A 24,760-nucleotide genomic window follows, 5' to 3' on the forward strand; every position below is an offset into this window, starting at 1 on the left:
TTACCTTAACCTTTATATATATTTTTTCTATGTCCAACAGCCAAAACTAATACGACAAGCTCCTTATCATAGAGTTCACAAAATCCTGTAATCTCCTACACGATATCTCCATAAACCTGATAATTGTCCTTTTAAGGGCTTACCTATTACACGCACATCTTCAAGAGGAGCAACGTATTGATCTAAAAAATCAACAATCCTCCGTGCTTCTTTTTTATCGCATTTTTTTAAAAAACTAAGAGCTTTTTTTTCATATCTAATCGTCCAAGCCAAGCTCTTTCCTCACCTCTTCAGAGCTATAAAAAGTACCCTCTCCCCTTCGAACACGCTCTCTTACTTGTGAAGCTAAATAATAATCCTCCGCTTCCTCTATTCCACGTTCAATAATCTCGCGTAAATAAAAAGACTTTGTACGTCCTGTCTTAGCAGCTAAATTATTCAAACGTGTTTCGAGATCACTTGGCAACCGAATAGATATCGTCATAACGCAGTCCCCACCTTTGTATTCATTGTAATACAAATACAACGAATTGTACAGAAAAACGTTTCACGTCAAAGCGAAAGAAACAGCATAAAACATTTACCATTTAGTTTTTTGTCAAAATATTTCTGTAGAGCATTCAGAACAATCCGTAATGAACTTACAACATGTGGTAATATCTTATCTGAAAGACTGGATCCTACATATAATTGATCAACTAAAGATCGTGACAACCTTCGCTAATACTTCATTCATAATAGCTGTTGGCAAACTTTCTACTTTACGCCCATTGCGCACCACCAAATCGAGAACACGAGGCTGATCGCAACGAATAACACCCCTCGTTCTTGTACCCGTAAGCGGCACTGCAAATCCAATACGGCGAACAAAATTTCCACCGCTTGTGATCGGCAAAATAACTGGTAAACCTGTTGCTTGATTAAAATCATCAGGAGAAACAATGACGACAGGACGATACCCACGCTGCTCTCGTCCTTGGATTGGTTCCAAATCTACCATATAGATATCACCACGCCTCATATAAGCTCGCCCCCTACAGCAGAGGAATCAACCCACTCACGGTCTTCAGGTGATTGTGGTTGCGAATAATCGGAGGCAGCTAATAACTCAGCCATCGTGTATCGCGGCTGGACTGATGGTTCCACGACAAGACGACCATTATCAATAGCCAAACCAACTTCGGTATTTTCAGTCAAGTGAAGAACTTCAAGCAATGCAGGTGGGATGGAGAGCATCACTGATCCTCCAACTTTACGTAATTTTGTTGTGTGCATAAAACGCTCCCTTCAGTATTATATAAAAATATAACACTCTAAAGCCTACTATTCAATAGTCTTTTTTGCGCTTTTGCGTAAAATGTCTATGAAGCGCATTCAGAGCGATCTGCAATGAATTTATAAGATGTGGTAATGTTTGATCCTCACTAACAAGATATTGTAGAGCTGCATAAAGATTATACTGTTTATAGAGGCATTGTGTTTCTTTGATTACCTCTTGCATGCTACAAAACTGTTCTGTTGCACGTTCAACCCATTTCTTTCTTGCTTTGTCATCAGAAGATGATGGCATTTCATCATAAACAGCGCTTGGCAAACCTTTTGCACACGAATAGTCATTTCTCACTTCAAGATATTTTTGCGCAGCATCATACTGATCTTGAGTAAGCACGCCTTGCAAACATAGCCGCCCAACATAAGACCCAGCAAGCGGACTTTTAGCCTCTTCTATAGTCAAACCAAAGCGTTTAGCACGCATTTCAATTGCCAGTTGATTAAGAGGATCTTGACGTACTTTCACTTGTGAAATGTAGGCATCTTTCTTTCTCATACATCCCCCTTATCCGTGGAAATCCACATTCTTATTTTTGCTCTATTTTTTAATCAAAATGGCATGCTGTCATGAGCAGATATGCCATAATCATCAGCACCTGAAGCGATAGCATAACTTTGAGAAGTAGTGGGTGAGGAGTGTGCAGATTGCTCTCTCTTTGCATCAAGCAAATACAACTCGCCTTTATATTGTGACAAGACAATCTCTGTTGTGTAACGATCATGACCGTTTTTATCTTGCCATTTACGGGTTTGTAATTTACCTTCTATGTAAACCTTTGAACCTTTACTGAGATACTGAAGTGCTATTTTTGCCAAATGTGGATTGAAAACCACAATGGAATGCCATTCCGTTTTATCTATTTTTTGATTAGTCTTTTTATCAGTATAGCTTTCAGAAGTTGCCATACGAAAATTGACTATTTCTACTCCAGAAGTCATCGTTTTACTTTCGGGATCATCCCCTAAATAGCCAATTAACATCACTTTATTCAGCATGTTTTAGTTACCTTAAGTTTGTATTTAAATATGTGAAAAATCTTAGCACAATTTTATTATTTTTCAATTATTTCAGTTAATTAATAACAATTTTTTAAAGCATTACTTTATAATTTTATTTAATAAATTATTCATCAAGAAGACGCGTTATATAGTTACTTCAGTCTTGTATTTAAAACTTTTGATATACATACATAAATGTATTAACATAAGATATGAAAATAAGATTTGAATGGGATGAAGCTAAAGCGAAAAGTAATCTTAGAAAACACCGTGTAAGTTTTGAAATAGCTGCACGTGTTTTTGCCGACCCATTCGCTATGGTTAAACAAGACCGTATCGAAAACGGAGAATATAGGGGTCATCCGTATTATTTCAGCGCGGCGCGCTAACTTGAAAGAGAGGAAATGTTATGAAGAAGAAAATTCGTTATGAGATGGACATAGTCCACTTATCGCCTTTGACAGATAAACAAAGGGTCGAAATTGATGAACTAGCGGCAATGCCAGACAGTGCAATTGATCATAGTGATATTCCAACGTTAGATGATGCATTCTGGAAAAACGCTGTTCGCAATCCATTCTATAAACCAACGAAAACTGTCACAACAGTGCGTGTAGATTCAGACGTACTAGCATGGCTTAAGAGTCAAGGAAAAGGCTACCAGACGCGGATTAACGCCATTTTACGTGATGCTATGCTTCGTTCAATGCGTTGATCACTCCCTTCGCTAAAAAGCAAAGGAAGGGTTTGCTTCTTTGGTTAAGGCTTTATAGTTTGTTTGCTTCTTTTGTATCTACTCAATTGAATATCAAGCGCTTTTTCTAATTCTCTATCTATATCGTAAACTTGTGAATAACACTTCTCACCATCATCTGTAATCTCACAAATCAGTGTATCTTGACCACGCCTTGCTCTCTTCTTGTTTGCACTGTCTATCAACGCTTCATAACTCAATACGCTTTTAGGAACAGCACCCCCATAAACCCATGCTTTTACTTGCGCTTTGGTGCTAAAATCTGCCTTTTTGGGTATGGTGTAATACTGACCACCGTCAAACTTTTCACACTCTCTTGTGCCGTCTTCATATTCGTAGAGGTTGTAAAAATACTCTGCCGCTCCGTCTCCCCAGGGAACATACCCAACAGCCGTTGCGATAAACTTTTTTTGCATTGGTTTTTTACGTTGTGTTAAGAACAGTTGTTTTAAAATTTCCATGTTTTAATTCCATTTTTTTACCAATAGGTTAATTTATCTCAAATTTGACCATACAGAGCGTTTTATATTACAGATGTGTTATTAATCATAAAATCTTTAAATCGCTTTGTACGGTACCTTTTTATCGATTTAAACGCATATCCAATTACAAAACCATCAGCACTTTTCACTATTTTGCTGTTTTTAGGCTGCTTTGGAACTGCTACTGTCATGATACTCTTCACTAGGCTTGCCTATTCTCATGAATGAGATGGGTTTACCTCCCAATGCTTTGTTGCGCGTATTTTCAACAGCTATAAAAACTTTCTCAGCAGTGCCATAAAGCCTGCTTTCTAAATCGCGACAATATTGCACAAGATCAGCACAAGAGGGGACAAAGGTTGTTGACATGCTTTTGGCTTCTCCCCGTATAAGATTTTTAACAGCTTGCAACAAAGACCAGAGTGAAATGCCGTCAAGAGCTGTGATATAAGCCTTTGCACGTGCCTCTGGATTTGAAACTTTTTGCATTGTCAAACCGCTTTCAAGCATATCAAGAGCCTCAGCAATATCTTCAACAGACGCTTTCAAGGTAAGCAAGTTTTGGACTGTCTGATACACTCCGAAAGCTTGCTCCTCTAGTGCTGGTGTCAATTTCATGCCACTGATCAAGGTCCATGGACAATCCCTTGTTACACATCGTATCATCTGATCTGTAATGTTTTGAAGCGGATTCACTAAATCCTGCTTTACGGATAAGATTACGGATTGTTTCTCCGGTACCACCACAAGTTCTTTGATTTTTTGAAAAGTTTCCATTGTTTCCACCATTTTTGTTCGTATTTTTTGTTTTTTCTAAATCCTCGATCGCCTTTCGCACCCAATTACGCCACGTTGCTTGCCAATCGATTTTGGTTGCATTTGCTCCAGCTTTTGAACGCCAGTAATCTTGAAATTTAGCGATTTCGACTTTGACGCGCTCTGGAGGCAAGCCCTCTTCGATTGCAAAATCGTAATCGGGTTCGAAATCTTCAGGCAATCGACAACCCCGATTAATTTTTGACTGATTGGCTTTTTTGAGAACGCTTGTCTGCTCGTGAATGGGTAGTTGGTTGGTTTCTACCGTTTCGATTTGCTCTGATTGACTCTCAACAGCATCAACCTCGATTGGCTCGTGAACCAAATCGTTCATTTCTAAATTTTCAGAACTAATTTCTTTTTTTGCTAAAACGATAGTTTTAGTTTTTTTATATATATTCTTATTCTGGTTCTTTATAGCTTGATTTTGCTTATCGTTTGCTTCAGCAAAAAAAACGTTTTGCTTGTCATTTGCTTTAGCAAAATTATTAACATGCTGTTTTGTATTGTTTTTTGCTTGTGCACCTTTTTTGCCAGCCTCACTACGAACTTGTGATATGTGGTCCTTTTTATCAGCAAAATCTTTCAGCTCTTCTTCAACACGTGTATTCCACAAACCATTATCTGTCTCAACAAGTTTATCATTCTTCATGAGATATTCGACAATAGCTGCAAATTTTTTCTGCGAACAATGACAAACACGTGCAAGCGTTTGAAAGTCTGTTTTAAGTGGTTCTTTTTTTTCATACATGCAAACGAGAAGGGTTATATAAACCCCCCGTTGTTCAGATGTCATTCCATTTGTACCACTTATCCAGTCATACAAATAAAATCTTATCCATGGCATTGCATTAGACATGCAGATTCCCTTCTTTCATTAAATATAAAATTGCTAAAGCATCTGCTTCATTATCATCTTGCGGTGCATGTCCTTTTGCACACACCGCTTTTATCATTTCTGCTTTTGAGGCATTCCCTTTTCCTGTCATTGCTTTTTTAATGGTACCAACGGGAATGCCCTCATAGGGTATCTGATGGTGTTCACACCACGCCGTTAATGTTGCTAGAAAGCCCCCATAAACATGAGAAGCATCTGTACCCACATGCCGGCGTACCTCTTCAAAATACACCGCATCAATTTCATCAACAGATCTCTTTAGTTCAGAAAGCCATTTCTTAAAGTGCAGATAACGCATCCCCCCGCCTTCAAAACGGCGTGATTGAAAATATTCTGTATCGCTTGTTATGTGACCATTTGCATCACGAAGCGCCCAGCCAGTATTGGTCCCTAGATCAAGACAAAGAATGGTTTGTGCGTTAGTGATCATAATCCCCCCTTAAGCTCTACATATCTATATGTGTGCTATGACAAAGCGTATTGTAATTAAGCTTTTAAAAATTGTGCTGCTGGTGCTCGTTATCATCCGTAGGAGCAGTAATAAAAGCAGACAGAGAGCTAGAACCATCTTTCAACTTTTGCAGCTTGAGATAATTTATTACGGAGATAGATCCCCTTTTTTCCCACTTGCAAACAGCGGCTTGAGTTACACCAAGCATTTTAGCCATTTCTGATTGTGTCCAATTAAATTTGACCCGTATTGACTTAGTCAAATTCTTAAAATCTTCTCGTTGATCCATTTAAAAGCTCCAATTATAGCTTTGCCTTAATTTATTCATATAATTATAGTTATATAAAGTCAAGGAAATTTATCTTTATCAACGATAAAAAAATAAGGTAAGCAAAAGTATGAGTAATAAATCTAATATCATAAGCACATTAAAAAAAATTTTAACTGAGTTTAACTTAACACAAGAAGATGTAGCCAAACGGCTAAATGTAACGCAGGCTTCAGTGTCTAAGTGGTTAAAAGATTCTGATCCGCGCGGTTCTAATCGGGATGCTATTTTAGAATTATATAAAGAACTAACAGGGGATAATCACTTAACAACTTTTGTTCCTCTTATGGGCTATATTGGAGCAGGGACGCAGATAGATCCAAGCTTTGAACAAATCCCAGAAGATGGTCTTGAACAAGTAGAAATTCCTTTTGCTTTACCTGATGATATGATTGCTTTTGAAGTTAAAGGGAACTCCATGCTTCCAGCTTATAAAGATGGAGATATGGTTATTGTAAGACGGCGCCAAATCAAAACGATAGAATCCTTTTTTGGCAAAGAAGCCGTTGTTCTCACACATGATAATAAAAGATATATAAAGAAGATTAGCAGGGGAATGAATGGCGAAATAGATTTGCTTTCTTGGAATGCACTCCCCATTAAAAATGTTAAAATTGCATGGATTGGGGAAATTTTTGCTATATTGCCAATGGATTCTTACAGTAAAATGATTCGCTCTTATCGCTAATTATTAGCCATATTAAAAAGCACTTTTCTCTTCTTATTTTACAAGATGTTATAATAATTTTTACAAAAAATATAATTTTTTATAATTTTTTGCTTGATAATTTATAATTATAGTTATATAAATATATTATAAATTAACACAAACAGTTGCCAAAAGGCGTTAGGGAGGGGAAATTATGGAAAATCCAGTTCTCATTCATTCCAATGAAATTTTATTAGTTGCCTACGATAAAGATCAACACATTGCAGAGTCTGGACCACTTGATGCAAGCCAAATTCTAAGCATTGTTGACGAGGCAGATGATGCAATCCAAATCTTTCGCATAAATCCTTCTGAAAAAAGTTGCGAAGATATTTCTGAAGATATCGCAGAAATTTATCTCAGAGAATGTGAAGAACAGTGTTTTAACGGAAACATACCTCACGACTTTATTTTACACAGCACTGCATACGGTTTTTTTTTAGATGATATAAAACAGCGCGAATATGATGATGTAATGTATGGCTCTTACGAACAACAACACCGTTTGCGTTCTTGTGATGTGCTTTAAAAATTCTAAAGGGCGTTTTTTCAAACGCCCCTTTCAACTCCATCAGTATGAGGTCTGTCATGGAAAAGCCTATTGCTATCCAACACAATACAATCAAACACGAAACCGTTCAAACGGTCAACGCTCGTGAATTGCATGCATTTTTGGAAGTTAATTCCAATTTTAGAGATTGGATTAAAAATCGTATTAAAGAATATAATTTTCGCTAAAATTTTAGCGAAATCCTTAAGAGGTCGACCAAGCATGGAATACCATCTCACCTTAGACATGGCAAAAGAACTTTCCATGATCGAGCGTAATGAAAAAGGTAAAGAAGCCCGTCAATATTTCATTGAATGCGAGCGGCGTGTAAAACAATTCCCTCAATTAAATCTTGCAAATGCTTTAGAAGACCCTCTCTTTGTTAAGAAATTACTTTTAGAAAGCGTCACACAATTAGAGACCTTAAAAAGCGAAGTGAATACCCTTAAACCAAAAGCAGCTGCTCTTGAAAGCTTGCAACGACACAACGGGCTCTTTGGTCTTACAGAAGCCGCTAAAATACTCGAGATGCAACCAAAACAATTCATTCAATTCTTACGGCAAAAAGGGTGGATTTACAGACGTGCAGCGGGTGGAAATTTGCTACCGTATCAAGACAAAATCCAAAAGCAACTGATGGATTGTCCAACCATCACACTTCAAACCGCTAGTGGAATAGAAAAAGTCATTCCTTGCGCAAAAATTACAGCAAAAGGCATTGGTGTGTTGTCTCAAGAACTTAAACAACAAAGCATGCATTAAGGGGAGGCGTCTTATGAAAAAAAAATACGAACTGACTCATCAAATTATAATGTCTTTCTAGACAGGCTTTTCATAACAACAACCAACCTTTTTAACACAAGCGTGCTTCACGCCACGGGGGAATGCGCTTCAATGGAGGAAAGCAAAATGAGTGAACCAAACACGAACCTAACAGCAGTAAACAAAACAAACGATTGTGAAGTCAAATCTACGGCTATGGATCTCATTTTAACCAGAGCCTTAGAAAACGACATCGATATGGATCGTCTCGAGCGGCTCATTGCATTGCGAGAAAAAGAAATAGAAAGACAAAACTACCAATACTTTGTTTCTGATCTTTCAGCTATGCAAATGGAATATCAAAACATTCAAAAAAACGCTAAGAATGCCCATACAAATAGCCAATATGCAACCCTTGACCAACACATTGATGCTGTAAAGGAAACCTTGTCAAAATACCACTTCGCTTTGTTTTCTCGTATTAAAGAACAAGGTCATGATACTATGATTATAGAAATGACGTTGACACATCCATCAGGAAACAAAATATCAACAGAAGGGAAATTTCCTTATGATGTTAAAGGATGCAAATCAACCATCCAATCGGTAGGCTCCACCATCACTTATGCACGCAGATATCTTTTAAGCATGCTCCTTAATGTAGCCAGCAAAGAAGATGACACAGATGGAAATATACCTATCAAATCTGCTTTTCCACAACAGATCACTGAAATCAGAAACCTCATGTCACAAACCCAAACAGAAGAGGAAAAAATCCTTGCTTATGCAAACGTTGAAAAGCTTGACGATATGTCTGATAGACAAGCACAGACGGTGTTACATCTTTTGAAAAATAAACAAAACAAGAAAAAGATAGAAACGGAACACTCTTTACCATCACAAGACCAACAAACGGTGGTGTGAAATGGACCAAAGAACAGCAGAATGGTTTCAAGCCCGCTTGGGAAAAGTCACCGCATCAAATATTTACAATGTCCTGAGTAAAACAGCCAAAGGAACCCCAACAAAAAAATATGAAGACTATAAAATTAAACTCATTACAGAGCGTTTAACAGGAGAAGTAAGCCAATCTTATCTAACACCTGCTATGCAATGGGGCATTGAACATGAAGAAGATGCCTTGAGAGAATATGCATTCATTTATGATACAGAGGTCACTCCATGTGGTTTCATCCCACATCCCACAATAGAAATGGCTGGTGCAAGTCCTGATGGGTTTGTTGGTGATGACGGTTTAGTTGAAGTCAAATGCCCACAATCCCCAAACCATTTACGCTTCTTTATAGATGACAATATAAAGCCTGAATATCGTGCGCAAATGCAATTCCAAATGGCTTGTACGGGGCGAAAATGGTGTGATTTTATCAGTTACGACCCGCGTTTCACGAGGCAATCAACATACTTGCGCATGAAAATCAAACGCATTCACCGTGATGAAGAACACATTGAACAGATTAATCAAGCGGTCGAAGCTTTTTTAGCAGAAATAGAACAAGAGATGCAAAAGATTTTGACAAAAGCCGCTTGACGTTATGGGGGTGCTCTCTCCTCCCAGCACCCCCACCCTCTTACCACAACTTTCAGAACATGCGTGTTTCACGCCACATGTGAATTACATCTAAAATCAAGGGGAACAGATATGGCACACCGTCCACCTACTATCACGCAACCAGCCATTGCACGTGCTTTACGAGAAGCTAAAAAGCAAGGAGCAGAGGTTGTAGAAATCAAGCCTACTGGTGAATTATTAATTCATATCAATAAAATCGTAACACCCAGAACGACAGATAATACTTATAGCATTGATGATTTTCCACCGCTTGAAAATGAACAAGAAGACTACGATACCAGCAAAACTTGTCGTTCTGTCGACGGTATAAAGTTTTAGCCATGCCAAAACGTCGTCCACCATATCTTGTTTGTGAACGCACACGCCATGGTAAAATCATATGGTATGTACGTATTGGTCACGGACCACGATTTCGGATTGAAGGAACCTATGGAACGCAAGAGTTTGTCGATAATTATACGCTTGCTCTTAAGCAAGCGCAAAATGGCACCTCCAAGAAAAGAAAACAAACCAGACTTGTAGAGGGCTCTTTCGATTGGTTGTTGCATCAATATTTACAAAGCATGCAATGGCATAATCAATCAGAATCTACTAAAAAAGTTAAGTATAGAATTCTGAACAATGTTTCTAAACATATCGGTGAACGCGCATATAAAAGCATAGGAAAACATCATATTCTTGATGCCGTAGATAGAAGACGTGAGACTCCCGCAGCAGCAAAACATTTTTTGACTTCTTTAAACGGTCTCTTTAATTGGGCGGTTGATAATGCTCTTTTAAACAGAAATCCTGCTTTTAATATAAAAGCGCCAAAATCTCTTAACAGCGAAGGATTAGCGCCATGGCTAGAAGAGGATATCGATAAATATTATAAACAATGGGCTATTGGTACCCATGAACGCGTATGGGTTGATGTGCTTCTTTATACGGGCTTGCGCCGTGGAGATGCCGTTCGTATCGGTTGGAAAGATGTAAAAGATAATATCATTCATCTCAAAACAGAAAAGAGCCAATTTAAAACAGATGTTTTTCTCCCTATTTTGCCTGAACTCGCAGAAACTCTTAAAATTGGTCCCGTAGGTGATGAAACATTCATTTGCGGAAAAGGTGGAAATAAGCTCGTAAAAGAAAGTTTTGGGAATCTGTTTCGTGAAGCATGTAATGCAGCAGGAATTAAAAAATCGGCTCACGGCTTGCGAAAATTAGCAGCAACACGCGCCGCCAATGCTGGTGCTACAGTTTCCCAAATGAAAGCGCTTTTTGGCTGGACAGAAGATAAAATGGCATCCCTTTATACTAAAACAGCAGATAGAAAACGATTAGCAATAGAAGCAATAAAAAAGCTACAAAAAGGTTCGGGATAGACATAAAAATAAGTCAAAAGAATCAATAGACTCAAAATGCCCGAACTTTTATATAACCTATTGATTTTATTTAAACTTGGCGATCCCGACAGGATTCGAACCTGTGACCCACGGCTTAGAAGGCCGTTGCTCTATCCAGCTGAGCTACGGGACCCAAATGATTATTTTCCCAATTCAAAATAGCATCTTTAACTCAATGTGTCCAAGCTTGCTGCCGATCACTGCGAAAATTATCAGAATAAGAAACAGCACGTCGAATTGACATATGTGTCTTTTCTACGCGATAAGGGATAGCATTCTTGCATGCAAAAGCAATTGCTTCTTCCTTGCTATTAAAACGGATGCTTATCTGATTATTCATATCAGATGTCGCAGTGTATCCCATAAGAGGTTCTAGCATTTTTGCTTTCATTGGTTCGTACTGCAGAATCCAAAAAACTGTATTTCCCCTCTTACCTGACTGCATAGCTGTCTTAGCAGGACTATAAATACGTGCGATCATGCCTTTTCCCTTCATATTACAGAATATTTGAATGATCGTTTTCACCAGACTCACCCAGTTGGATCACTCTCACACACCTCAAAATATGGTCGGAGCGATAGGATTCGAACCTACGACCCCCTGATCCCAAATCAGGTGCGCTACCAGACTGCGCTACGCTCCGCCACTCACATTTATTTAATGCACACTTCCTAAAATTTTCACAGCGGAAGTGCAAGAGCAAAAAACACATTTTTTTATTTTTGTTACATTTCTTTACAAAAAAGAACATTTTAAAATTTTTTCTTACTCAATAATATATTTATCGACAGAAATAAAAAACAACATCCGTATAAAAATCCAATCGATATTATAAAAATTAATGAACATCTCGATAAAGATTTGATAATTTATACGGCTAAGCAAGCTCTCACTGTATCAAAACATATCCTACAGATATAATTTTTAGAAAAAAAACCAAATATCACAAAAAACTTTTTTAAAAGGAAGTTAAGCTAAATATTTACACTCTGCTCACCTAAAATCCAGCTGTATCATGAGAAACTAAGATTCTTTTTTCTATCCTCTCAAGGGCTCTTATTCAAAAACTCTAAGTTTTCCTATAATCTCTCCATAAACAACAAATATTCTTCAAACCATCAAAGTTTCATTATAAATAAAGTAAAGAGCTTTTTTAGAATCATTTTCAAATGCAAAAATATATAAAGATTTTGTACATGCTATGAAAAGAGTACAACAAAATCTCAAGACCACTTAACTTAGATACATTACAAAAGTGAAAAATACTATTCTTCACTTTTAGCGGCTATCAAAAAAGCAGAAAATCTGCTTGTGTTTTCAGATATTGAACTAAGAAAAGAACAAAGAAGCTATAATTAAGGACGCGTTTACGGAATTTCTTTATTCAAAACTTCAGCAATAACAGCGCGTGTTATTTTTCTTTTTCTCTGTAATGCCAATTGATCAACGGACTTAATAACATACTTCAATGAAAATAAAGAACGTTCACAATGGCTTACAAGATAATAAATCGTATCTGGATGTACAATAAGTTGCCGATCGGAAAAAAGCTTGAAGGCAATAGCTGTTAACAATGCATCATCAGGCTGATTAATTTCAACTAACATAACCGAATTAAGACGACTTTTTAGATCATTTAACTTTAAATTCCAAGCTGAAGGAAGTGTACGTGCCGTTATCAATAAAGTAGCTTGTTGTACATCAAGATTTGCTTGCTTAATACTGTTAATTAAATGGAAAAGTTCTATCTCACTAATTTCCCCTGCATCAATATCCTCCATTAAAAATGACCGCCCTAAAGAAGCCATAGCAACAGCCTGATCAATTTTATTGCGCTCAATCTTGAATGCATTTGCTTTTTGAAGCCATATACTCGAAAAGTGCGTTTTTCCAGATCCTTCTTTTCCTACGAGAACCGCAATAGGTAAATTCCAGTTTGGCCAATGATCAATAAGCTGAAAAGCCATACGATTGCTATCTGTTACCACTAAATCATCAAATTGAAAAACCGGATTATGAGGAAAATTTAAAGATAATTGCGTTTCATATCCATTCATTTTAGCGGCTCCGAATTTCCACTTCGCGAATACATCTGAGAACTAAGATAAGTATGAAGAGCAAAACGAACTAAAACCCCGACAGCAGCCGCTGAAGGAACAGCAACAAGCATACCAGTAAAACCAAAGAGTGAAGAAAAAGCAAAAAGTGAAAACATCAACCACACAGGATGTAACCCCACTGATGACCCTACAAGTTTTGGTTGAAGAATATAACCTTCAATAAATTGACCAACCAAAAAAAGTGCCATCACAACGATGATTCCCTCCCAATTATTGGGATAAAACTGAACCCATGCAATACCAACAGAAAGTATCAAACCACTCAATGTGCCAATATAAGGAATAAAGCTAATAAGGCCAATAAACATACCAATCAAAAGGCTAAAATTGAGTCCTACAATCGTTAAACCAATAGCATAATAGCCTCCCAATATCAGGCAAACTGTTCCTTGTCCACGAACAAAGCCTGCGACAGCTCTATCCATTTCATAAAAAATGCTACGAACAGTTTCAAGATGATCACGCGGTATTAACGAATCAATTGCTGCCACCATACGTGGCCAATCTAATAACATATAAAATGCCACCACAGGCGCCACAACAAATAGGCTAACGATATTAACGATAGATTTTCCTGACTTTAAAAGTGAATTCAAAAGAGATGTAATAAAATCAGAGCCTTCCCCCAAAAATCCCTTAATATTACTGTGTAATTCATTCGGATCACTTCCAAAATAGCGTCTAATCCAATCAAAATCATACTTAACAAAAAAGATTTGAATACGATTAATATAAACGGGTAAACCATCCCTCACAAATTGCTGTATTTGCGAACTAATAATAGGAATCAAAATAACTAAAGCAGCAACAAAAATAATAACAATAAATAAAGTAATGAGGACAGTCCCAAACACACGACGAATACCAAATCTTTCAAGTAATTGAACACTGGGATTAAGAAAATAAGCCAACACAATCCCTGCCACAAAAGGAAGCAAAACTGATCCCAAAACAAACATAAAAATAATGAAAAAAACCAGTGTACTAAGCCAAAAAAGAATTTGCTTTTTCATATTATTCGGTAACGGTAATTGAGTATATGCTGGCACATAAGTTTTATAATAATCACGGGATGTATTTTCACTTACTTTTTTTTTCATAAATTGCCAAGAAGACTGTTTGTGGTCATCTGATATCTTATTCATAAAATACCCTAAAAATATCCTAAAAAAACTCTTCACAAAAAGTTATAAACATCTTCAAAATAAGCTACAAGAAAAGTTAGTTATTTTCTTATCAAGATCTCTTGCAGAGAAAACTCTATCATGGCATTGCGTAATATCAAAATCTGATTTTCCATTAAAGGAAGGCTCCAATGAGTAATCAAGACCTTACAAAGAATAAATCCAAGGCTAGTCTTACCTACGCAAAAGCCGGTGTAAATATCGATGCGGGTAATGCCATGGTAGAAAAGATTAAACCCTTTATACGCGCAACAAAACGAGTTGGAGCAGATGCAGAAATTGGTGGATTTGGTGGCCTTTTTGACTTAAAAGCAGCCGGCTTTACAGATCCTATCCTAGTAGCAGCCAATGATGGTGTGGGCACAAAATTAAAAATTGCCATTGAAGTAGGTCACCATAACACTGTAGGTATTGATCTCGTAGCTATGTGTGTCAATGATTTACTTGTACAAGGTGCTGAACCTCTCTTTTTCCTGGATTATTTTGCAACTGGAAGGCTTGATCCCGAACAAGGTGCTGCAATCATTTCTGGAATTGCAGAAGGATGTAAACAAGCTGGTACTGCTCTTATTGGAGGAGAAACTGCAGAAATGCCAGGAATGTATGCAGAAGGAGATTATGATCTAGCAGGTTTTGCTGTAGGAGCATGCGAACGCAACATGCTTCTCCCTTCAAAAAACCTGACAGAAGGTGATATTATATTAGGTCTAAGCGCCTCCGGAATTCATTCCAATGGATTTTCGCTTGTTCGACGAATCATCCATCAAAGTCATCTAAAGTGGAACGACCCTGCCCCATTTGCTCCCCAAAACAGTCTTGGGACAGCACTTCTTACACCAACCCGCATTTATGTGAAGCCTCTTCTTCCCATCATGCGCAAGTATGAAGGAATCAAAGCCCTTGCTCATATTACGGGTGGCGGCTTTCCCGAAAATGTTCCACGTGTTATTCCATCTTCTCTCTGTGCTGAAATTAATCTTTCTACCATCAATGTTCCAGAAATATTTTCATGGATTTACAAACAAGGTGAAATAGAAAAAACAGAAATGTTAAGAACATTCAATTGTGGTATTGGCATGATTATTATCGTAACGCAGCATGCAGCTGAAACAATTACGAAAGCTCTTGAAAGAAATGGAGAAATTGTGACTCCACTTGGCATTTTAACAAAACGCCAAGACCCAAATAAAGGCATATTTTATAAAGGAGAACTGCATTTATGAAAAAGCAAATTGTTGTTTTCATTTCTGGAAATGGATCTAATATGGTTGCTCTTGCTCAAGCAAGTCAACAAAAGGAATACCCTGCTAAAATTGTTGCTGTTATTTGTGATAATCCGCATGCAAAAGGTATTGAAAAGGCAGAAAACTATAACTTACCTATTCATATTGTTGATCGCAAAATCTACAGAACAAGAGAAGAGCATGAAGAAGATATTTTTACGATTTTAGATCAATATAAGCCAGATTTTCTCTGCTTTGCGGGGTTTATGCGCCTTATCTCATCACATTTCGTCAAACGTTACGAAGGACGAATTTTAAACATTCATCCTTCTCTTTTACCTTCATTTAAAGGTTTAAATACACATGAAAAAGTTCTACACGCAGGTGTAAAAATCACAGGGTGCACTGTCCATATCGTTACAGAAGATATAGATGCAGGAAAAATTCTTGCTCAAGCAGCTGTTCCAGTCTGTATTCATGATACCGCAGAGTGTTTAGCACAGCGAGTTCTTAAAGCAGAGCATAAACTTTACCCGAAAGCCTTAAAAGTATTTATTGAAGGAAATAGCAAAATGATCGATACGCAACAACAACTTTTATCTTTTTGAATGTATCAATAAATCTATTAATCAGCATTCTCCAACGTTGTGCACACAACTTATCTTCCTCATCCCTAAGTTAAGCCCTATGAAATATTGATATGAGCAACTTTATTTTTTCATAAAGTTTCGCAAAATACATGTTTTTTTGAATTTTAGTTAAATTTCTAAAATTCTCTTCTTTGTTCAGTTTTCTAACATTACCATGAATTTTATTTATCAAAATACTCTCATATTTCATCTAAAAAATCTTAAAATACGCAATTTTTCTATTGCATAAATTTTTGTATCATGACGAAAGTGTTTCTTTAACTGTTTGAGCTAACTGTTTGAGCGTAAAAGGTTTAGATAAAAAACCAAAAATAGCATCTTGTGGAAGATTTTTAGTAAAAGCATCTTTTGCATATCCAGAAACGAAAAGAAATTTTATATCAGGATATTTTTTACGGACTTCTTTAAGTAAAGTAGGCCCATCCATTTCTGGCATCACCACATCGGAAACAATAATATCAATAACTCCTTTCTTTTCCTCAAGAACAGAAAGTGCTTCTACCCCACTTGCCGCCTCTAAAACCGTATATCCTCTCATTTGAAGAGCCCTTATCCCCCCCATTCTGACAGAATCTTCATCCTCAACCAATAAAACAGTCGCAGATCCTGTTAAATCTATATTTTTGTCTTTCTCCTCATCTTTTTCAATATTCTGAGCAGTTTCTTCTTTTATATCAGGAATATAACGAGGCAAAAAAATATGAAATGTTGCCCCCTCTCCCTCTTTACTTTCACAATAAATGTACCCACCTGTCTGCTTGATAATTCCATAAACCATTGATAAACCAAGGCCTGTTCCTTTTCCAACTTCTTTTGTTGTAAAAAATGGTTCAAACATTTTTTCTTGTATAGCAGCAGATATCCCACTCCCTGTATCTGAAACAGTCAATTGGACATACTCACCCATTACTAAGCCAAGATGATTAAATTCAGCACTTTGTTGTTTTGTAATATTGTTTGTCGCAATTGTAATCAAACCTCTATCTAACATAGCGTCCCGCGCATTAATAACCAAGTTCATAATAACACGCTGAAAAGACGCTTGATCGACTTCAACACTCCATAAGTCTCTTCCATGGATAATTTTTAACTGAATATTATTACCCAAAAGTGGTAAAAGAAGATTACGAATATCTGATAAAAACTCTGTAAAATCAACTTCTTCAGGTCGAAGTGTTTGCTTTCTAGAAAAAGCTAATAATTGCTGTACAAGAGCAGCAGCTCGATTAGCGTTATTTTTAATATTGATAAGATCAGCATGAGCAGGATCAGAACTACGATGCGTATTTAAAAGAAGATCACATGACATTAAAATTGCTGTTAAAACATTATTAAAATCATGAGCAATGCCGCCTGCCAATTGTCCAACAGCTTGCATTTTCTGACTTTGCATCATTTTATCTTCAAGTGTTTTTTGTTCTGTTGTTTCAATGACAGAGATAATGACCAAATCTTGCAATGCATCACCATGATATGGCGATACAGACATAACATGAAGACGTAAATGGCGTTCTTCATTTTTTTCTAAAACTGTTTCGAGAGAAACAAAATAATTTTTATTTGTTGCAGTTTTCTGAAAGGCACGCTCTAACAGCACATGATCACGATGAGAAATAACATCATAAAAACTGATCGTTTTATCCATACATCCCGTAAGTGCTGAAAAAGCATTATTCATATGAACCAATTGCCCTTCCTGATCCACTACGGCTATTGCAAAAGGACTCGCATCAAAATATTCACTTAGTATACTAGGCAATTTTGCTTGATCATTCTCTTTTTTTTGTATTTGTTGTGGAATGATCACAATACGATAAATGATCTCCTCCTCTAAGCGAGAAGAAACAGATATAAAACAATGGAATATTTTCTCACAAGTCGTCTGTGAATTTAAACATAACGAAAATCTATAGGGTAAAGGGTAACCTGAATTTTGATATTTATTGATTTGCAAACCAATATCACGCCACGAGCTCTTAGCGCCAATACTATCAAATAACGAATTAAAATTATATTGACCAACCGAGAAATTTGCTAAATCAATTGAAAACCATTCGGCAAAAACCGCATTGGCATAAAGAATAGTTCCTTGTGTATTAACGGATACAAAACCAACAGGGGCTTGATCCAAATGATTGATAGCTTCTTGAAGGTTTGAGAAAAAAATTTCTCGCGTTTGTTGTAAATGCGATATATTAGCAATACGCCAAAATAAAAGATTTTTTTTCTGTTTTGTGATAGGCTGCACGGAGATATTGTACCAACTAGATTTTTGGGATGTAGAATCGGCAAAAATTGGTCGCTCTACTCTTAATTCCTCTTGCGCTGCAAGATTATTACAGGCAGCAACCTTTAAGCGATACGAAAGTGCACCAGCCCCTGGAAGATCAGCAATAACCATATAACAAGACGCTTCAGGCTTATAGGTTAGGATTTTTCGATAGTTTTGATTAGAATAATAAACAATACCAGAAAGATCAGAGATAACAATTGCATCATCACTACTATTAAAGATGCTAAAATCAATATCTTCATGCAACCACAATTCATGGTATCTTAAAATGCCCATTCCACTCAAAACGAGTGTTGCAACACCAATAATTGCTAGAATCAAAAAAGATACCAACGTAGCCTTTTGCAAATAGCTTTGTGGATAAAAAAAACCTAAAATATCTATAATGAAAAGAAAAACTAAGATAAAAATAACAACTCCCCGATGAAAAAAAGATGTAGACGCTGATCTTTTATTATTTTCAAAACCATTATCCATCGCTCTTTACCTTAGATCACAGCTGTTTCTCATGTCACGAAAGTTCCTTTATATTCATTGTTATAAAGTATATATTATGATATTATCTATCTAAGAAAGCTCACTTAATATTTAAAAGTTTATTTCTTGTATTTAAGTAAACCTTTTGAGGGTAAGTTTAATAAATTTATCTCAATAAAAAATAGTATTTCCATGCCAAGATGGGAGAAAATTTATGTATATCTGGTTATCAGACCAAATAGGTGTATTTGCTGCGAACATAATAATTAGCTTTTTGCTTTTTATAATAACAGCCGTAGCTCTTACCATAATTATCGTGTTTTTACGCTGTTTAAATACAGGAAGATTTAGCACTAACAGGAAAAAAAGACTATCACGATTAGCAATATGTGAAGTAATTTCTATAGATAGAGTACGTCGCCTTATTTTAGTTCGCTGCGATAATAAAGAATATTTACTCCTTATTGGCGGATTAACAGACGTGGTTGTGGAATCCGATATTATCAATACAGCCCAACAAGGGAAAGAAACACACACCCATCCAAACTCCTACCTTTCAAAAAAAAACGAAACATCAGATAAAAGCCCCTCTCCCTTTACGAATCACCCCATACAAGATTCAGCAATTACGGCTGAAATCGAAGGGCGACAAGAACCATCTTTATTTATTCCTACCTCTCAAAAATAAAAAATAGACAATTTTATCACCACAAACTTCGTTTATTTATTATTTTTAATGGTTTTAATCATCGCGATAAACTCTTTCACGTCTTTCATGACGTTCTTGTGCTTCCAACGACAAAACGGCAATCGGCCGTGCCTCAAGACGCTTTATACTAATGGGTTCACCAGTTTCTTCACAAAAACCATATGTCCCATTATCAATGCGCTCTAAAGCAGCATCTATTTTTGAAATAAGTTTCCTCTGACGATCACGAGCACGTAATTCGATTGTACGATCAGTTTCACAAGACGCCCTATCGGTCAAATCAGGCTGACCAGCATTCTCTTCTTGCAAATTTTCCAAAGTCTCACGCGCTTCTTTTAAGATATCATTTTTCCAAGAAACCAATTTAGCCCTAAAATATGCCTTTTGCCGCTCATTCATAAAAGGCTCATCTTCACTAGGGTGATATTGATCATCAATCTCTTCACTCATGCAATAAAAAACCTCCACATATGCTCTGTGCGGTCTATATATTGTGCAATATTCATCAACACAAGAGTAAAATGTTTTTTCATAACAATCTACAAATATGTCTCAATGCGCTGCTTGATCTTAATCGCTCTTTTGAGGAGATGGTTACTTGATCAAATCTCATCCCAAAATCATTTTTCTCGTTTATTTAAGAAAGCTCAAAAGAAGAAAATTCAAATATCAAGGCCTTTTTCTCTCCTGCCTTACTAGGCTGAAATTTAAATGAAGCAATAGTAAATCATTTTACAAATACCTAAAAAATAAAATCTTTATAAAGGCAAAGTGCGATATCCACGTTTTAAATACATCAAAGCATCTTTTTCTTGATTACAGTTGATTGCAACAACCTCACCAATTAAAATACAATGAGTTGCATGCTCGTGCCAACAAATCAATCGACAATCAAAAGACGCTAAAGCGTCTGAAAGACTAGGTGCTCCTGTTTGCAAAGTCTCCCATTGTGCAACATCAAAACGCTCACTTTGTGTAGAATTACAACGCCTTGAAAAAACATCTGCCAATGGACGATGTTTTCCTGCCAAGCTATTAACACAAAAATTCCCATTCTCCATAAACACCTTATTCTTCAAATTATGGCGCATGAGACAAACAAGAATGGTTGGAGGATCATCCGACAAAGAACAACATGCCGAAACAGTTATCCCACGTCTTCCCTTAATGCCATTTGTCGTCACAATATGCACAGCTCCTGCAAAAAGACTCATAGCATCTCGATATTCTTGCGAAGAGACTGTAATATTATGTTGAAGTTTAGGCATCAAATATGTTTTATGATTCGACATATCTTTCACTTATAAAGCTTTAAAATTTCAAGCAATCTTTCCATAAAAGGATCTATAACACATATTTTCTTTTTTTCGTCATAACATAAAAGATATTTTTGTATACACAGCGACATATAAAAACCGCCAATCAAGGAGATTTTAATGCCCCATTCTCATCTCATTTCACCTTCGCTTTTGGCTTCTGATTTTTCTAAACTTGGACAAGAAATTTTAGATGTTGTTGATGCTGGTGCAGATTGGCTCCATCTTGATATCATGGATGGGCACTTTGTTCCTAACATCACCTTTGGTCCTGAAGTCATCAAAGCTCTGCGCCCATTAACCAAAGCAATATTTGATGTTCACCTGATGATCGCACCGGTAGATCCTTATTTGGAAGTTTTTGCAAAAGTGGGTGCAGATATTATAACCATTCATGCTGAAGCAAATCCACATCTTCATCGTTCATTACAAACAATCAAAGCCATGGGAAAAAAAGCAGGAATTGCGCTCAATCCAAGCACCCCTGAACATATCCTTGAATATTTGCTTGATCAATTAGATCTCATCCTCATCATGACAGTCAATCCTGGTTTTGGTGGACAAAGTTTCATTCCGGCAATAAAAGATAAAATTAAGCGTGTTAAAAGCATGATTGCAAACCGCCCTATTGATCTTGAAGTTGATGGCGGTATCACTGTTGATACAATTGGGATAGCTGCAAAAGCAGGAGCAAATGTATTTGTCGCAGGCTCTGCAATTTATAAAAATGGAAACAAAGAGCTTTACAAAACACGCATAAATGCCTTGCGCCAAGCCGCAATCTTCTCACAATAAGGAAAAAATAATGATCGCACGTTATTCCCGCCCTGAAATGGTAAAAATTTGGTCTCCTGAAACGAAATATCGTATTTGGTTTGAAATTGAAGCACATGCCTGTGATGCCCTTGCTCAACTAGGAATTATTCCTAAAGAAGCAGCAAAAGTCATTTGGGAAAAAGGGGATTCTGCTGAATTTGATGTCAATCGTATTGATGAAATTGAAGCAATTACCAAACATGATGTTATCGCGTTTCTAACCCACCTCGCTGAATTCATTGGACCAGAAGCACGTTTTATCCACCAAGGCATGACATCATCTGATATTCTCGATACAACGCTGAGCATTCAATTGATGCGTGCAAGTGATATATTGCTAAAGGATATAGACCAACTTCTTGAGGCATTAAAGAGACGTGCTTTTGAACATAAAGAAACAATTACCATTGGACGAAGTCATGGCATTCATGCTGAACCAACAACATTTGGCATCAAGTTCGCTCTTGCATACGCTGAATTTTCCCGTTGTCGCAAACGTCTTCTTGCAGCACAGGAAGAAATTTCTACTTGCGCGATTTCAGGAGCTGTAGGAACTTTTGCCAATATCGATCCACGCGTTGAAGAACACGTAGCAAAAGCCTTAGGAATGCGTGCAGAACCTGTTTCCACCCAAGTTATACCACGGGATCGTCATGCTATGTTTTTTGCAACACTTGGTGTTATTGCTTCCTCCATTGAACGGCTAGCGATAGAAATACGCCATTTACAACGAACAGAAGTTCTTGAAGCAGAGGAATATTTCTCACCTGGGCAAAAAGGTTCCTCGGCAATGCCTCATAAACGTAATCCAGTTTTAACAGAAAATTTAACTGGATTAGCACGTATGGTTCGTGCATTTGCACTCCCTGCCATGGAAAATGTAGCACTTTGGCATGAACGTGATATTTCTCATTCATCTGTTGAGCGTTATATTGGCCCTGATGCAACGATTACACTTGATTTTGCTCTTTTTCGCCTCACATCAGTCATTGAAAATCTCATTGTCTATCCAGAAAATATGCAAAAAAATCTGAATAAATTTCGCGGTCTTGTTCATTCACAACGAGTACTTTTAGCGCTCACACAAGCCGGAATCAGTCGTGAAGATTCTTATCGAATTGTACAACGAAATGCGATGAAAGTTTGGGAACAAGGAAAAGATTTTTTAGAAGAATTGCTCAATGATAAAGATGTTGTCAAAGTTTTAAGTGAAAAAGACCTTCGCGAAAAATTTGATCTTTCTTACCATACCAAACATATCAATACAATTTTTAAACGTGTTTTTGAAAGACACTAGAATGACATAGAAAACCTAAATCTATCCCACCTATGATCAAAAAACTGCTATAATTAAAGAAAATAATTCATGAAAGCAAATCAACTCGATATTCTTATTGTTCCTGGCTACAAAGGATCTGGTCCAGATCATTGGCAAACACGCTGGGAAAAAAAATTATCGACAGCCCGCCGCGTTGAACAAACCCATTGGTCAAAACCTGTTTGTGAAGAGTGGGTTAAAGAAGTTAAGACTGCCATCATACAAGCTCAAAAGCCTGTTATGATTATTGCTCATTCACTAGGAGTTCCTACCGTTATTCATGCAACTATACAAAATGCAGCAAAAATTTGTGGCGCTTTCTTTGTTGCGCCTCCTGATGTCAGCAATGAGAAAATACGTCCCAAACATCTAATGACATTTGGCCCTTATCATCGCAAAAAGTTGCCTTTTCCCTCTGTTGTCATAGCCAGTCGTAACGATGAATTTTGTCAATTTTCAGTAGCAGAAAAAATTGCTAATGACTGGGGAGCATTCCTTGTTGATGCTGGATATTCTGGCCATATTAACGTAGAATCTGGACACGGACCTTGGCCTGAAGGGCTGATGGTTCTCTCTCATTTTCTTGCAAAAATTTGATCCAAAAGAGGTAATTCTCTTATATATCTCTATCTTTGAGAAGGCGTATCATGACAAAAATTATAAAAGTACCATAGCAATATCATTGAGAATTTTTATCAACTAGGCTAGTATTATTTATCAATGTTATTAAAAGCCTCTTAAAATAAATAGAGAATTATAATGAATCGTCGTCACCGTATTTATGAAGGCAAGGCCAAAATCTTATATGAAGGACCTGAACCAGGGACTTATATTCAGTTTTTTAAAGATGATGCAACTGCCTTTAATGCAAAAAAACATGAAATTATTGATGGGAAAGGGGTTTTAAACAACCGAATTTCGGAACATATTTTTAGCCATCTTAGGCGTTTGGGCATCCCAACACATTTTATCAAACGCATAAATATGCGTGAACAACTTATTAAAGCAGTGGAAATCATTCCATTGGAAGTTGTTGTTCGGAATGTTGCCGCCGGCTCTCTTGCTAAACGTTTAGGACTGGAAGAAGGAACCCCACTCCCACAATCCATCATTGAGTTCTACTATAAAAATGATTCTCTCGATGATCCTATTGTGACGGAAGAACATATCACTGCTTTTGGATGGGCAGTCCCACAAGAGATAGAAGATATTATGCAACTTTCAATTCGTATTAATGATTTTCTTTCTGGGCTTTTTGTCGGTGTTAATATCCAATTAATTGATTTTAAAATGGAATTTGGTCGCCTGTGGGAAGATGAAACAATGCGCATCGTTCTTGCCGATGAAATTTCACCCGATTCTGCACGATTATGGGATATGCAAACACAAGAAAAAATGGATAAAGACCGTTTTCGTCGTGATATGGGAGGGCTTATTAATGCCTACCAAGAGGTAGCCAAACGTCTTGGTATTATGAATGAAAATGAACCAACACGACCAAGTGGTCCCGTTCTCGTAAAGTAAAAAAGTAAAATAATATCGCCTTATATGAATACTCCTCTTCAAGAAGAGAAGTTCTGTTAACAATAGGAAGCA

The 24,760-nt window shown here is 36.9% G+C and carries 32 protein-coding genes, 2 tRNA genes and 1 pseudogene; 16 read left to right on the top strand and 19 right to left on the bottom strand.

Translation table 11 applies throughout. The features are described from left to right. Nucleotides 1-75: 75 nt before the first annotated feature. From MCY_RS02340 to ssb, 6 genes are all read right to left on the bottom strand, one after another. Nucleotides 76-273 (bottom strand): type II toxin-antitoxin system RelE family toxin, encoded by a 198-nt coding sequence (locus tag MCY_RS02340; RefSeq protein WP_007346763.1) that lies wholly within the window; start codon nucleotides 271-273, stop codon nucleotides 76-78. Continuing rightward, nucleotides 257-484 (bottom strand): type II toxin-antitoxin system RelB family antitoxin, encoded by a 228-nt coding sequence (gene relB, locus MCY_RS02345; RefSeq protein WP_007346764.1) that lies wholly within the window; start codon nucleotides 482-484, stop codon nucleotides 257-259. Before relB ends, MCY_RS02340 begins: the two co-directional genes overlap by 17 nt. A 210-nt stretch (nucleotides 485-694) precedes the next feature. Then, nucleotides 695-1,021, bottom strand: coding sequence for a type II toxin-antitoxin system PemK/MazF family toxin (locus tag MCY_RS02350; RefSeq protein WP_007346765.1), 327 nt, complete (start codon nucleotides 1,019-1,021; stop codon nucleotides 695-697). Beyond that, the gene (locus MCY_RS02355; RefSeq protein ID WP_007346766.1) at nucleotides 1,018-1,275 is read right to left on the bottom strand and encodes an AbrB/MazE/SpoVT family DNA-binding domain-containing protein; all 258 of its coding nucleotides are present in this window, start codon (nucleotides 1,273-1,275) and stop codon (nucleotides 1,018-1,020) included. Before MCY_RS02355 ends, MCY_RS02350 begins: the two co-directional genes overlap by 4 nt. A 52-nt stretch (nucleotides 1,276-1,327) precedes the next feature. Beyond that, complete coding sequence (locus MCY_RS02360; RefSeq protein ID WP_007346767.1) at nucleotides 1,328-1,828, bottom strand: hypothetical protein; 501 nt, start codon at nucleotides 1,826-1,828, stop codon at nucleotides 1,328-1,330. 53 nt (nucleotides 1,829-1,881) lie between these two features. After that, on the bottom strand, nucleotides 1,882-2,328 hold the full coding sequence (ssb, locus tag MCY_RS02365; protein WP_007346768.1) for a single-stranded DNA-binding protein: 447 nt from the start codon (nucleotides 2,326-2,328) through the stop codon (nucleotides 1,882-1,884). Between the two features lie 215 nt (nucleotides 2,329-2,543). Between ssb and MCY_RS09030 the strand changes: the two genes are divergently transcribed. Then, on the top strand, nucleotides 2,544-2,720 hold the full coding sequence (locus MCY_RS09030) for a BrnT family toxin (RefSeq protein WP_007346769.1): 177 nt from the start codon (nucleotides 2,544-2,546) through the stop codon (nucleotides 2,718-2,720). 20 nt (nucleotides 2,721-2,740) lie between these two features. Next, the gene (locus tag MCY_RS02375; protein WP_007346770.1) at nucleotides 2,741-3,046 is read left to right on the top strand and encodes a BrnA antitoxin family protein; all 306 of its coding nucleotides are present in this window, start codon (nucleotides 2,741-2,743) and stop codon (nucleotides 3,044-3,046) included. A gap of 44 nt (nucleotides 3,047-3,090) precedes the next feature. On the opposite strand, the gene MCY_RS02380 is transcribed toward MCY_RS02375, so the two are convergent. The 5 genes from MCY_RS02380 to MCY_RS02400 all read right to left on the bottom strand — a co-directional run bounded on the left by MCY_RS02380 (nucleotide 3,091) and on the right by MCY_RS02400 (nucleotide 6,021). Then, complete coding sequence (locus MCY_RS02380; RefSeq protein WP_007346771.1) at nucleotides 3,091-3,546, bottom strand: hypothetical protein; 456 nt, start codon at nucleotides 3,544-3,546, stop codon at nucleotides 3,091-3,093. 183 nt (nucleotides 3,547-3,729) lie between these two features. After that, nucleotides 3,730-4,146 carry a hypothetical protein gene (locus MCY_RS02385; protein WP_007346772.1) on the bottom strand — a complete coding sequence of 139 codons (417 nt, stop codon included), beginning with the start codon at nucleotides 4,144-4,146 and terminating at the stop codon, nucleotides 3,730-3,732. After that, nucleotides 4,100-5,242: a YdaU family protein gene (locus MCY_RS02390; RefSeq protein WP_007346773.1), complete on the bottom strand. Its 1,143-nt coding sequence runs from the start codon at nucleotides 5,240-5,242 to the stop codon at nucleotides 4,100-4,102. Before MCY_RS02390 ends, MCY_RS02385 begins: the two co-directional genes overlap by 47 nt. Next, nucleotides 5,235-5,711, bottom strand: a complete 477-nt coding sequence (locus tag MCY_RS02395) for a crossover junction endodeoxyribonuclease RuvC (RefSeq protein ID WP_007346774.1) — start codon at nucleotides 5,709-5,711, stop codon at nucleotides 5,235-5,237. The genes MCY_RS02390 and MCY_RS02395 overlap by 8 nt, the downstream gene beginning before the upstream one ends. A gap of 64 nt (nucleotides 5,712-5,775) precedes the next feature. After that, the gene (locus MCY_RS02400) at nucleotides 5,776-6,021 is read right to left on the bottom strand and encodes a helix-turn-helix transcriptional regulator (protein WP_007346775.1); all 246 of its coding nucleotides are present in this window, start codon (nucleotides 6,019-6,021) and stop codon (nucleotides 5,776-5,778) included. Nucleotides 6,022-6,130: 109 nt separating this feature from the next. Between MCY_RS02400 and MCY_RS02405 the strand changes: the two genes are divergently transcribed. From MCY_RS02405 to MCY_RS02435, 7 genes and pseudogenes are all read left to right on the top strand, one after another. Further along, on the top strand, nucleotides 6,131-6,748 hold the full coding sequence (locus MCY_RS02405) for a LexA family transcriptional regulator (RefSeq protein WP_007346776.1): 618 nt from the start codon (nucleotides 6,131-6,133) through the stop codon (nucleotides 6,746-6,748). A gap of 175 nt (nucleotides 6,749-6,923) precedes the next feature. Then, a complete protein-coding gene (locus MCY_RS02410) occupies nucleotides 6,924-7,298 on the top strand; it encodes a hypothetical protein (RefSeq protein WP_007346777.1) in 375 nt (124 codons plus the stop codon). A 59-nt stretch (nucleotides 7,299-7,357) separates the two neighbouring features. Then, nucleotides 7,358-8,081, top strand: a pseudogene (locus tag MCY_RS02415) (phage antirepressor KilAC domain-containing protein). 147 nt (nucleotides 8,082-8,228) lie between these two features. Then, nucleotides 8,229-9,005: an ERF family protein gene (locus MCY_RS02420; protein WP_007346780.1), complete on the top strand. Its 777-nt coding sequence runs from the start codon at nucleotides 8,229-8,231 to the stop codon at nucleotides 9,003-9,005. Nucleotide 9,006: 1 nt separating this feature from the next. Next, nucleotides 9,007-9,630 carry a lambda exonuclease family protein gene (locus MCY_RS02425; protein ID WP_007346781.1) on the top strand — a complete coding sequence of 208 codons (624 nt, stop codon included), beginning with the start codon at nucleotides 9,007-9,009 and terminating at the stop codon, nucleotides 9,628-9,630. Nucleotides 9,631-9,741: 111 nt separating this feature from the next. Continuing rightward, nucleotides 9,742-9,990 carry a hypothetical protein gene (locus tag MCY_RS02430; protein WP_007346782.1) on the top strand — a complete coding sequence of 83 codons (249 nt, stop codon included), beginning with the start codon at nucleotides 9,742-9,744 and terminating at the stop codon, nucleotides 9,988-9,990. A 2-nt stretch (nucleotides 9,991-9,992) separates the two neighbouring features. Then, a complete protein-coding gene (locus tag MCY_RS02435) occupies nucleotides 9,993-11,036 on the top strand; it encodes a tyrosine-type recombinase/integrase (RefSeq protein ID WP_007346783.1) in 1,044 nt (347 codons plus the stop codon). Nucleotides 11,037-11,113: 77 nt separating this feature from the next. Here MCY_RS02435 and MCY_RS02440 read toward each other — a convergent pair. From MCY_RS02440 to MCY_RS02460, 5 genes are all read right to left on the bottom strand, one after another. Then, nucleotides 11,114-11,190, bottom strand: a tRNA-Arg gene (locus tag MCY_RS02440). Nucleotides 11,191-11,229: 39 nt separating this feature from the next. Continuing rightward, nucleotides 11,230-11,538 (bottom strand): ETC complex I subunit, encoded by a 309-nt coding sequence (locus tag MCY_RS02445; protein WP_007346784.1) that lies wholly within the window; start codon nucleotides 11,536-11,538, stop codon nucleotides 11,230-11,232. An 86-nt stretch (nucleotides 11,539-11,624) separates the two neighbouring features. Then, nucleotides 11,625-11,701: transfer RNA gene (locus MCY_RS02450), tRNA-Pro, on the bottom strand. 724 nt (nucleotides 11,702-12,425) lie between these two features. After that, nucleotides 12,426-13,115 carry a DnaA regulatory inactivator HdaA gene (gene hdaA, locus MCY_RS02455; RefSeq protein WP_007346785.1) on the bottom strand — a complete coding sequence of 230 codons (690 nt, stop codon included), beginning with the start codon at nucleotides 13,113-13,115 and terminating at the stop codon, nucleotides 12,426-12,428. Beyond that, on the bottom strand, nucleotides 13,112-14,323 hold the full coding sequence (locus MCY_RS02460) for an AI-2E family transporter (RefSeq protein WP_007346786.1): 1,212 nt from the start codon (nucleotides 14,321-14,323) through the stop codon (nucleotides 13,112-13,114). Before MCY_RS02460 ends, hdaA begins: the two co-directional genes overlap by 4 nt. Before the next feature lie 170 nt (nucleotides 14,324-14,493). On the opposite strand from MCY_RS02460, the gene purM reads away from it, so the two are divergent. Together purM and purN are read left to right on the top strand one after the other, a co-directional pair. Further along, a complete protein-coding gene (gene purM / locus MCY_RS02465) occupies nucleotides 14,494-15,585 on the top strand; it encodes a phosphoribosylformylglycinamidine cyclo-ligase (protein ID WP_007346787.1) in 1,092 nt (363 codons plus the stop codon). Beyond that, nucleotides 15,582-16,193, top strand: a complete 612-nt coding sequence (gene purN / locus MCY_RS02470; RefSeq protein WP_007346788.1) for a phosphoribosylglycinamide formyltransferase — start codon at nucleotides 15,582-15,584, stop codon at nucleotides 16,191-16,193. The genes purM and purN overlap by 4 nt, the downstream gene beginning before the upstream one ends. Before the next feature lie 280 nt (nucleotides 16,194-16,473). Here the strand turns inward: purN and MCY_RS02475 are convergent, their stop codons facing one another. After that, a complete protein-coding gene (locus MCY_RS02475; RefSeq protein WP_007346789.1) occupies nucleotides 16,474-19,005 on the bottom strand; it encodes a response regulator in 2,532 nt (843 codons plus the stop codon). A 214-nt stretch (nucleotides 19,006-19,219) separates the two neighbouring features. Between MCY_RS02475 and MCY_RS02480 the strand changes: the two genes are divergently transcribed. After that, a complete protein-coding gene (locus MCY_RS02480; RefSeq protein ID WP_007346790.1) occupies nucleotides 19,220-19,693 on the top strand; it encodes a flagellar biosynthetic protein FliO in 474 nt (157 codons plus the stop codon). A 54-nt stretch (nucleotides 19,694-19,747) separates the two neighbouring features. Here the strand turns inward: MCY_RS02480 and dksA are convergent, their stop codons facing one another. Further along, complete coding sequence (gene dksA / locus MCY_RS02485) at nucleotides 19,748-20,164, bottom strand: RNA polymerase-binding protein DksA (protein WP_007346791.1); 417 nt, start codon at nucleotides 20,162-20,164, stop codon at nucleotides 19,748-19,750. A gap of 308 nt (nucleotides 20,165-20,472) precedes the next feature. Further along, on the bottom strand, nucleotides 20,473-21,006 hold the full coding sequence (locus MCY_RS02490; protein ID WP_007346792.1) for a flavin reductase: 534 nt from the start codon (nucleotides 21,004-21,006) through the stop codon (nucleotides 20,473-20,475). Between the two features lie 144 nt (nucleotides 21,007-21,150). Between MCY_RS02490 and rpe the strand changes: the two genes are divergently transcribed. The 4 genes from rpe to purC all read left to right on the top strand — a co-directional run bounded on the left by rpe (nucleotide 21,151) and on the right by purC (nucleotide 24,688). Continuing rightward, nucleotides 21,151-21,825, top strand: a complete 675-nt coding sequence (rpe, locus tag MCY_RS02495) for a ribulose-phosphate 3-epimerase (RefSeq protein ID WP_007346793.1) — start codon at nucleotides 21,151-21,153, stop codon at nucleotides 21,823-21,825. Nucleotides 21,826-21,835: 10 nt separating this feature from the next. Then, entirely contained in the window at nucleotides 21,836-23,143 is a 1,308-nt protein-coding gene (gene purB, locus MCY_RS02500) for an adenylosuccinate lyase (protein WP_007346794.1), read from the top strand. Between the two features lie 69 nt (nucleotides 23,144-23,212). Continuing rightward, nucleotides 23,213-23,761, top strand: coding sequence for an alpha/beta hydrolase (locus MCY_RS02505; RefSeq protein ID WP_007346795.1), 549 nt, complete (start codon nucleotides 23,213-23,215; stop codon nucleotides 23,759-23,761). A 162-nt stretch (nucleotides 23,762-23,923) separates the two neighbouring features. Beyond that, nucleotides 23,924-24,688: a phosphoribosylaminoimidazolesuccinocarboxamide synthase gene (gene purC / locus MCY_RS02510; protein WP_007346796.1), complete on the top strand. Its 765-nt coding sequence runs from the start codon at nucleotides 23,924-23,926 to the stop codon at nucleotides 24,686-24,688. The last annotated feature ends 72 nt before the right edge of the window (nucleotides 24,689-24,760 follow it).

The sequence above is a fragment of the Bartonella rattimassiliensis 15908 genome (assembly GCF_000278215.1).
GTDB lineage: Bacteria > Pseudomonadota > Alphaproteobacteria > Rhizobiales > Rhizobiaceae > Bartonella > Bartonella rattimassiliensis.

Coding starts and splice junctions, on each gene's coding strand:
- hdaA (WP_007346785.1), bottom strand. CDS start 13,115: ATGAATGGATATGAAACGCAATTATCTTTAAATTTTCCTCATAATCCG.
- purN (WP_007346788.1), top strand. CDS start 15,582: ATGAAAAAGCAAATTGTTGTTTTCATTTCTGGAAATGGATCTAATATG.
- MCY_RS02405 (WP_007346776.1), top strand. CDS start 6,131: ATGAGTAATAAATCTAATATCATAAGCACATTAAAAAAAATTTTAACT.
- MCY_RS02460 (WP_007346786.1), bottom strand. CDS start 14,323: ATGAATAAGATATCAGATGACCACAAACAGTCTTCTTGGCAATTTATG.
- relB (WP_007346764.1), bottom strand. CDS start 484: ATGACGATATCTATTCGGTTGCCAAGTGATCTCGAAACACGTTTGAAT.
- MCY_RS02445 (WP_007346784.1), bottom strand. CDS start 11,538: ATGATCGCACGTATTTATAGTCCTGCTAAGACAGCTATGCAGTCAGGT.
- dksA (WP_007346791.1), bottom strand. CDS start 20,164: ATGAGTGAAGAGATTGATGATCAATATCACCCTAGTGAAGATGAGCCT.
- ssb (WP_007346768.1), bottom strand. CDS start 2,328: ATGCTGAATAAAGTGATGTTAATTGGCTATTTAGGGGATGATCCCGAA.
- MCY_RS02475 (WP_007346789.1), bottom strand. CDS start 19,005: ATGGATAATGGTTTTGAAAATAATAAAAGATCAGCGTCTACATCTTTT.
- MCY_RS02400 (WP_007346775.1), bottom strand. CDS start 6,021: ATGGATCAACGAGAAGATTTTAAGAATTTGACTAAGTCAATACGGGTC.
- MCY_RS02420 (WP_007346780.1), top strand. CDS start 8,229: ATGAGTGAACCAAACACGAACCTAACAGCAGTAAACAAAACAAACGAT.
- MCY_RS02350 (WP_007346765.1), bottom strand. CDS start 1,021: ATGAGGCGTGGTGATATCTATATGGTAGATTTGGAACCAATCCAAGGA.
- MCY_RS02375 (WP_007346770.1), top strand. CDS start 2,741: ATGAAGAAGAAAATTCGTTATGAGATGGACATAGTCCACTTATCGCCT.
- MCY_RS02505 (WP_007346795.1), top strand. CDS start 23,213: ATGAAAGCAAATCAACTCGATATTCTTATTGTTCCTGGCTACAAAGGA.
- MCY_RS02410 (WP_007346777.1), top strand. CDS start 6,924: ATGGAAAATCCAGTTCTCATTCATTCCAATGAAATTTTATTAGTTGCC.
- MCY_RS02360 (WP_007346767.1), bottom strand. CDS start 1,828: ATGAGAAAGAAAGATGCCTACATTTCACAAGTGAAAGTACGTCAAGAT.
- MCY_RS02490 (WP_007346792.1), bottom strand. CDS start 21,006: ATGTCGAATCATAAAACATATTTGATGCCTAAACTTCAACATAATATT.
- MCY_RS02390 (WP_007346773.1), bottom strand. CDS start 5,242: ATGTCTAATGCAATGCCATGGATAAGATTTTATTTGTATGACTGGATA.
- MCY_RS02380 (WP_007346771.1), bottom strand. CDS start 3,546: ATGGAAATTTTAAAACAACTGTTCTTAACACAACGTAAAAAACCAATG.
- purC (WP_007346796.1), top strand. CDS start 23,924: ATGAATCGTCGTCACCGTATTTATGAAGGCAAGGCCAAAATCTTATAT.
- MCY_RS02355 (WP_007346766.1), bottom strand. CDS start 1,275: ATGCACACAACAAAATTACGTAAAGTTGGAGGATCAGTGATGCTCTCC.
- rpe (WP_007346793.1), top strand. CDS start 21,151: ATGCCCCATTCTCATCTCATTTCACCTTCGCTTTTGGCTTCTGATTTT.
- MCY_RS02480 (WP_007346790.1), top strand. CDS start 19,220: ATGTATATCTGGTTATCAGACCAAATAGGTGTATTTGCTGCGAACATA.
- purM (WP_007346787.1), top strand. CDS start 14,494: ATGAGTAATCAAGACCTTACAAAGAATAAATCCAAGGCTAGTCTTACC.
- MCY_RS02435 (WP_007346783.1), top strand. CDS start 9,993: ATGCCAAAACGTCGTCCACCATATCTTGTTTGTGAACGCACACGCCAT.
- MCY_RS02395 (WP_007346774.1), bottom strand. CDS start 5,711: ATGATCACTAACGCACAAACCATTCTTTGTCTTGATCTAGGGACCAAT.
- purB (WP_007346794.1), top strand. CDS start 21,836: ATGATCGCACGTTATTCCCGCCCTGAAATGGTAAAAATTTGGTCTCCT.
- MCY_RS02430 (WP_007346782.1), top strand. CDS start 9,742: ATGGCACACCGTCCACCTACTATCACGCAACCAGCCATTGCACGTGCT.
- MCY_RS02425 (WP_007346781.1), top strand. CDS start 9,007: ATGGACCAAAGAACAGCAGAATGGTTTCAAGCCCGCTTGGGAAAAGTC.
- MCY_RS09030 (WP_007346769.1), top strand. CDS start 2,544: ATGAAAATAAGATTTGAATGGGATGAAGCTAAAGCGAAAAGTAATCTT.